Source organism: Methanomethylovorans sp. PtaU1.Bin093 (assembly GCF_002067275.1).
GTDB lineage: Archaea > Halobacteriota > Methanosarcinia > Methanosarcinales > Methanosarcinaceae > Methanomethylovorans.
In genome coordinates, this window is record NZ_MVQX01000007.1 from 1 (window position 1) to 4,795 (window position 4,795).

4 protein-coding genes and 2 pseudogenes are annotated in these 4,795 nt (G+C 44.6%); 5 read left to right on the forward strand and 1 reads right to left on the reverse strand.

The window, feature by feature from the left end; translation table 11 throughout:
• Positions 1-436: pseudogene (locus tag A4E24_RS00140) on the forward strand (D-alanine--D-alanine ligase); the annotation flags it as partial.
• Positions 437-926: 490 nt separating this feature from the next.
• On the opposite strand, the gene A4E24_RS00145 reads toward A4E24_RS00140, so the two are convergent.
• On the reverse strand, positions 927-1,133 hold the full coding sequence (locus A4E24_RS00145) for a hypothetical protein (RefSeq protein WP_292350634.1): 207 nt from the start codon (positions 1,131-1,133) through the stop codon (positions 927-929).
• 586 nt (positions 1,134-1,719) lie between these two features.
• Between A4E24_RS00145 and A4E24_RS00150 the strand changes: the two genes are divergently transcribed.
• The 4 genes and pseudogenes from A4E24_RS00150 to A4E24_RS00165 form a co-directional block, all read left to right on the forward strand.
• Positions 1,720-2,979 (forward strand): UbiD family decarboxylase, encoded by a 1,260-nt coding sequence (locus A4E24_RS00150; RefSeq protein ID WP_292350636.1) that lies wholly within the window; start codon positions 1,720-1,722, stop codon positions 2,977-2,979.
• Between the two features lie 7 nt (positions 2,980-2,986).
• Entirely contained in the window at positions 2,987-4,165 is a 1,179-nt protein-coding gene (locus A4E24_RS00155) for an aconitase X catalytic domain-containing protein (RefSeq protein WP_292350637.1), read from the forward strand.
• Complete coding sequence (locus tag A4E24_RS00160) at positions 4,162-4,566, forward strand: DUF126 domain-containing protein (protein ID WP_292350638.1); 405 nt, start codon at positions 4,162-4,164, stop codon at positions 4,564-4,566. Before A4E24_RS00155 ends, A4E24_RS00160 begins: the two co-directional genes overlap by 4 nt.
• Positions 4,567-4,609: 43 nt before the next feature.
• Positions 4,610-4,795, forward strand: a pseudogene (locus A4E24_RS00165) (TIGR04013 family B12-binding domain/radical SAM domain-containing protein); the annotation flags it as partial.

Consider the following 4,795-nt stretch of genomic DNA (forward strand, 5'->3'; position numbering starts at 1 on the left):
TTCTGATAACTATACGGTTTTGCCTATCATTGAGGAGGATTATTCTGCACTTCCTCCGGAGTTGCCCAGAATGTGTGGCTATGAGGCAAAATGGATTCCTGAATCTCCCTATTGGAAGATCCGTTCCATTGCTGCTGACATCCCCAGGGAAACTGAGGAGTTCATTGTGGAATGCAGCCTGAAAATGATCAAAAGGCTTGAGTGCAGGGATTACACTCGCCTTGACTGGAGAATGGATGCAGCAGGCCATCCGAAGCTTCTGGAAGTAAACCCCAATCCCGGATGGTGCTGGGATGGACATCTGGCCAAGATGTCAGCATTGGCAGATATGTCCTATTCTGAAATGATCGCCAACATCCTCAAAAGCGCAGATGAGAGGATAACAGGAGCAGAATCGACCAAGAGTTCAGGACCAGTTCTGGAAGTCAAACTTTAAGGTCTGCTGGAAGCAGCGTAAGTAATGAATTTTAGTATTGGCCCATGTCTTGGTGATGTGGGCCAAGAAGGTAACTGAAGAGTTACAAGATTATTCTTGAGGCACACAAAATACATGTCTATGAATATTCAAACGATTTATTCTAGTCAGCATTTTATCAAATTTTCTTTTCATATCATCGGCACTTTTTCTGGAAATCAATTTATGCCTTAATTGCCATTCCAAATCAAAAGCAAATGCAGGAAAAGTTCTTGTAACCACAGTGTAAAGAGTAAATGTAAAGATGCTTATGACAGCTTTTTGCTTTAACTTACATCAGTTGAAAACACTTAAAATGAAGGAAAAAATGAAAGAGACAAAGTAAAAAAAGAGATAAAATGAATTAATGTCACTAAGTTTATGGTAACATAAAAACAGAGGGTTAATCAGAATCCTCTAAAACATATCTTGTGAACATTTTCACCTTTGAAAAATAAAGGTAAATAAAAGATTATCTATCTTTGAATCTGGTTCTGTCTCCCGGGCTATCCTGGGCTTTTGTATCGCCTGGATTGTCATCATTATTAGTTACTCCCTCACCGGGCTGCTCATCATCTTCTCCATTATAATTCTCATCGCCTGAACCTGCCAATCCAGTGCTACTGGAAAAAGTTGTGATCACAAGCAATGCTAATATCAAAACCAGTATTTTTTTCATGTGCATCACCATGCAATTATACTAGATAATGTATATGCCCTACTATATTTAAATATTCTCGTCTTCTATAACAACTATACCATACTAATTATAAATTATTTCTAATCAAAAACTTGAATGTTAACCAAGTGCTTCCTTTCAGAACCTTGGACATCATAATATCTGATAATAGGCAATAACTTCCTTCTTATTTGAATCCTGGCATGATGTTGCCTGTAATTGTCCTACGAAGTCTGCATCTTGTATTTAACAATAAATACCGAACCAATTTCAGTGACACTTTAGTTTTATACAGTTTCGACATCCATTAATCAATCTCTGGTGCATTCATTTTCTTCTTTCTTGAGAATATATTTGGTTGTGCAGACTATCCATCTTTTATGCAATACAAGGTGTATTGCTGCAAAAACTGTCATCATGATAGCTGACCTGTTATGAAAAGCGTCCATGTGGCTTTTGTAATTCCTATGTATTCCTGATTCCTTCTTCGTTGCACACCTGAAGGTATCATAAAAAGCTCTCTCTGGATTTAGTTTTTCACACGAAAAATGTATGTATCCCTCTGAGTATGTAATAACCAGATACGATGAGAGATTTTATAGAGCAGCTAAGAAGCAGTGGCAAGGTCACGGAGATCAAAGACTCTGTTTCAAGGGAGTTCGAAGCTCCAAGGATAGCGAAAAAGACACCTGGGCCTGTGCTTTTCCATGATATCGAGGGAAAGAAAGCGATCATGAACCTTTTGGGTACGCGGGATGAGCTTGCAGCGATGTTCGGGGTGCCCCGGGATATGATCATTCAGAAGCTCTCTGAGGTACAGCCTGACGGGGAAGTCGTAATAGTTTCCGAATCTCCTACCATGGAAGTTGTGGATGAGAAGGTTGACCTGTACAGCCTTCCCATAATGAAGCATTTTGCAAAGGACGGTGGCCTGTACATCACTGCCGGTATCGTGGTAAGTGAGTACGAAGGCTCCATGAATGCATCCATACACCGCCTCATGGTGCTTGATAAAGATAAGCTGGCTGCCAGACTCGTGCCTCCAAGACACACCTATGTATTGCACAAAAAGGCTGCATCCAAAGTAGATAAGCTTCCGATAGCCATTGTTATCGGTGCAGATCCTGTAATTACATTCGCCTCAACAACCCGTGTGCCTCTGGGAAAAGAATTTCATTATGCAGCAGCTCTTAGAGGTGCTCCGGTGGAATTATTCGAATGTAGCAATGGCGTAAAGGTACCACATGCAGAGATTGTACTGGAAGGTTATGTCGATCCTGTGGAACGTGTTCAAGAAGGACCGTTTGTTGACATCACCGGTACTTACGATGAGATCCGTCCTGAACCTGTGATCCACATTACAAGGATAATACACAGAAAAGATCCCATTTATCACGGCATCCTCCCGGCAGGACCGGAACACCTGCTTATGATGGGAGTACCATACGAACCCAAGATCTACAGGGCAGTAAGCGAAGTGACCACTGTGAAGAATGTAGTGCTCACAGAAGGCGGATGCTGTTATCTGCATGCTGTGGTGCAGATCGAGAAACAGACAGAGGGCGATGGAAAGAATGCCATCATGGCAGCCTTTGCCAGCCACACAAGCCTCAAGCATGTAGTGGTAGTGGACGAGGACATCGATATCTTCGACCCCAAGGATGTAGAGTTCGCTATTGCGACCCGCGTGAAGGGAGATATGGATGTTATGATCGTCACCAATGTGAGGGGAAGTTCCCTGGACCCAAGGGGTGCACCCGACGGTACGACCACTAAAATAGGCATAGACGCTACCAAAGTCCTGAAGCAGGCAGAGATGTTCGAAAGGGCGAAGATGCCCGAGTAGGTGGACCATGTACCTCACAAAAGAAGAACAGGCAATGCTCGATGGCGAAGAAGGTGAAACACTCCAGAAAGCCATTGAGATACTTGTTGCTCTAGGTGATATTTACGGCGCCGACAGGCTCATACCTGTCAAAAGCGCGCAGATAGCCGGGGTTTCATATAAGACCATAGGCGATGCAGGTCTGGAATGGATATCCGATCTGCATGGAAAAGTAAAGATCCCTTCTATACTCAATCCTGCGGGCATGGACCTGCAGGACTGGAAAAAAATGCGGATAGATTCCGAATTTGCACATAAGCAGCAGTTAATAATAGAGGCATACGAAAAGCTGGGCATCAGTGCAAAATGCACATGTACTCCCTATTATCTTGAAGGATTCAATGCCACCTACGGAGACCATCTTGCGTGGAGCGAATCCTCGGCGGTTTCCTATGCCAACTCTGTCATCGGGGCAAGGACCAACCGCGAAGGTGGACCATCGGCTCTCTCGGCAGCCCTTGTGGGTAAAACCGCTAATTATGGCTATCATCTGGATGAGATGCGTAAACCCACTATGTCAGTTACAGTGGAGTGTGAACTGAAGGGTTCAGATTACGGTGCCCTTGGGTATATCGTCGGGAAGATGGTGGGCAGCAGAGTGCCTTTGTTCATCCTGAAAGGAAAGCCGGACAATGAAGAGCTTAAATCTCTGGGTGCTGCCATGGCTGCCTCCGGGGCGGTTGCCCTATACCACGTGGAAGGAGTTACTCCCGAAGCAAGGAAGAACAATTTTGCAAGGCCTGATGAGAATATAGTCATCGAGGAAAGTCAGATAAGGGAAATCTATGACAGGACAAAACCAGATATCAATGACCTGGATATCGTAACTATCGGCTGTCCACATTGCTCTCCGGCTGAGCTCTCTTTGATAGCAGGACTGCTCGAAGGAAAAACTGTGAACAAAGAGGTGTGGATCTGCACTTCCAGAGAGATTGCAGCCAAACATCCCGGACTTGTCAGGTCCATTGAAAAAAGCGGGGCAAAAGTGGTCTGTGATACCTGCATGGTAGTATCCCCGGCAACTGAAAAATATAAGACCATGATGGTAAACTCCGGCAAAGCTCTGGCATACGTACCCGGAATGTGCGGCGTTCCTACTCTATTTGGTGATATCTATAAGTGCATCAGGGAGGCGGTGAAGGAATGAAGGTCAAATGCCGTACTATTTCCAGGGGATGTGCAGAGGGGCAAGTGATGCTCACGCATGATCCGATTTCCTTTTTGGGTAACGTAGATCCCAAGACTGGCAAAGTAGTAGATGCGAACCACGAACTTTTCGGGCAGTCTGTGCAGGGCAAGGTCTTGGTCTTCCCGCATGGAAAAGGCTCCACTGTAGGTTCCTATGTAATATACCAGCTCTTCAAGAACGGAGTTGCCCCTGCAGCTATGATAAACCTGGAATCAGAACCTATAGTTGCTGTGGGTGCTATTATCTCTGCCATACCGCTGGTTGACAGGCTGGAGGATGATCCATATATTTTCCTTAAGGATGGCATGTCCATAAAAGTAAATAGCAGTGAAGGATATGTGGAAGTGCCTGAAGGATAATGGTCCCGAAGATGCAAAAAGGTACTGGAAAAGTGGTGTACTAATGGACATTTGTTTGAGGTGGAAACGAAAGAACGCTTTTAGCCTTGCTGCGCTTGCACCATTGCTACCCAGCATACGCAGAGTCAAAACGCCAACTGACGGTATAATGATATACAGTCTGGTGACCAGGCAGGCAGCAAGTGTCTTCAGGGAAGTTCAGAATGCAACCACCAATTCTATTTTCATA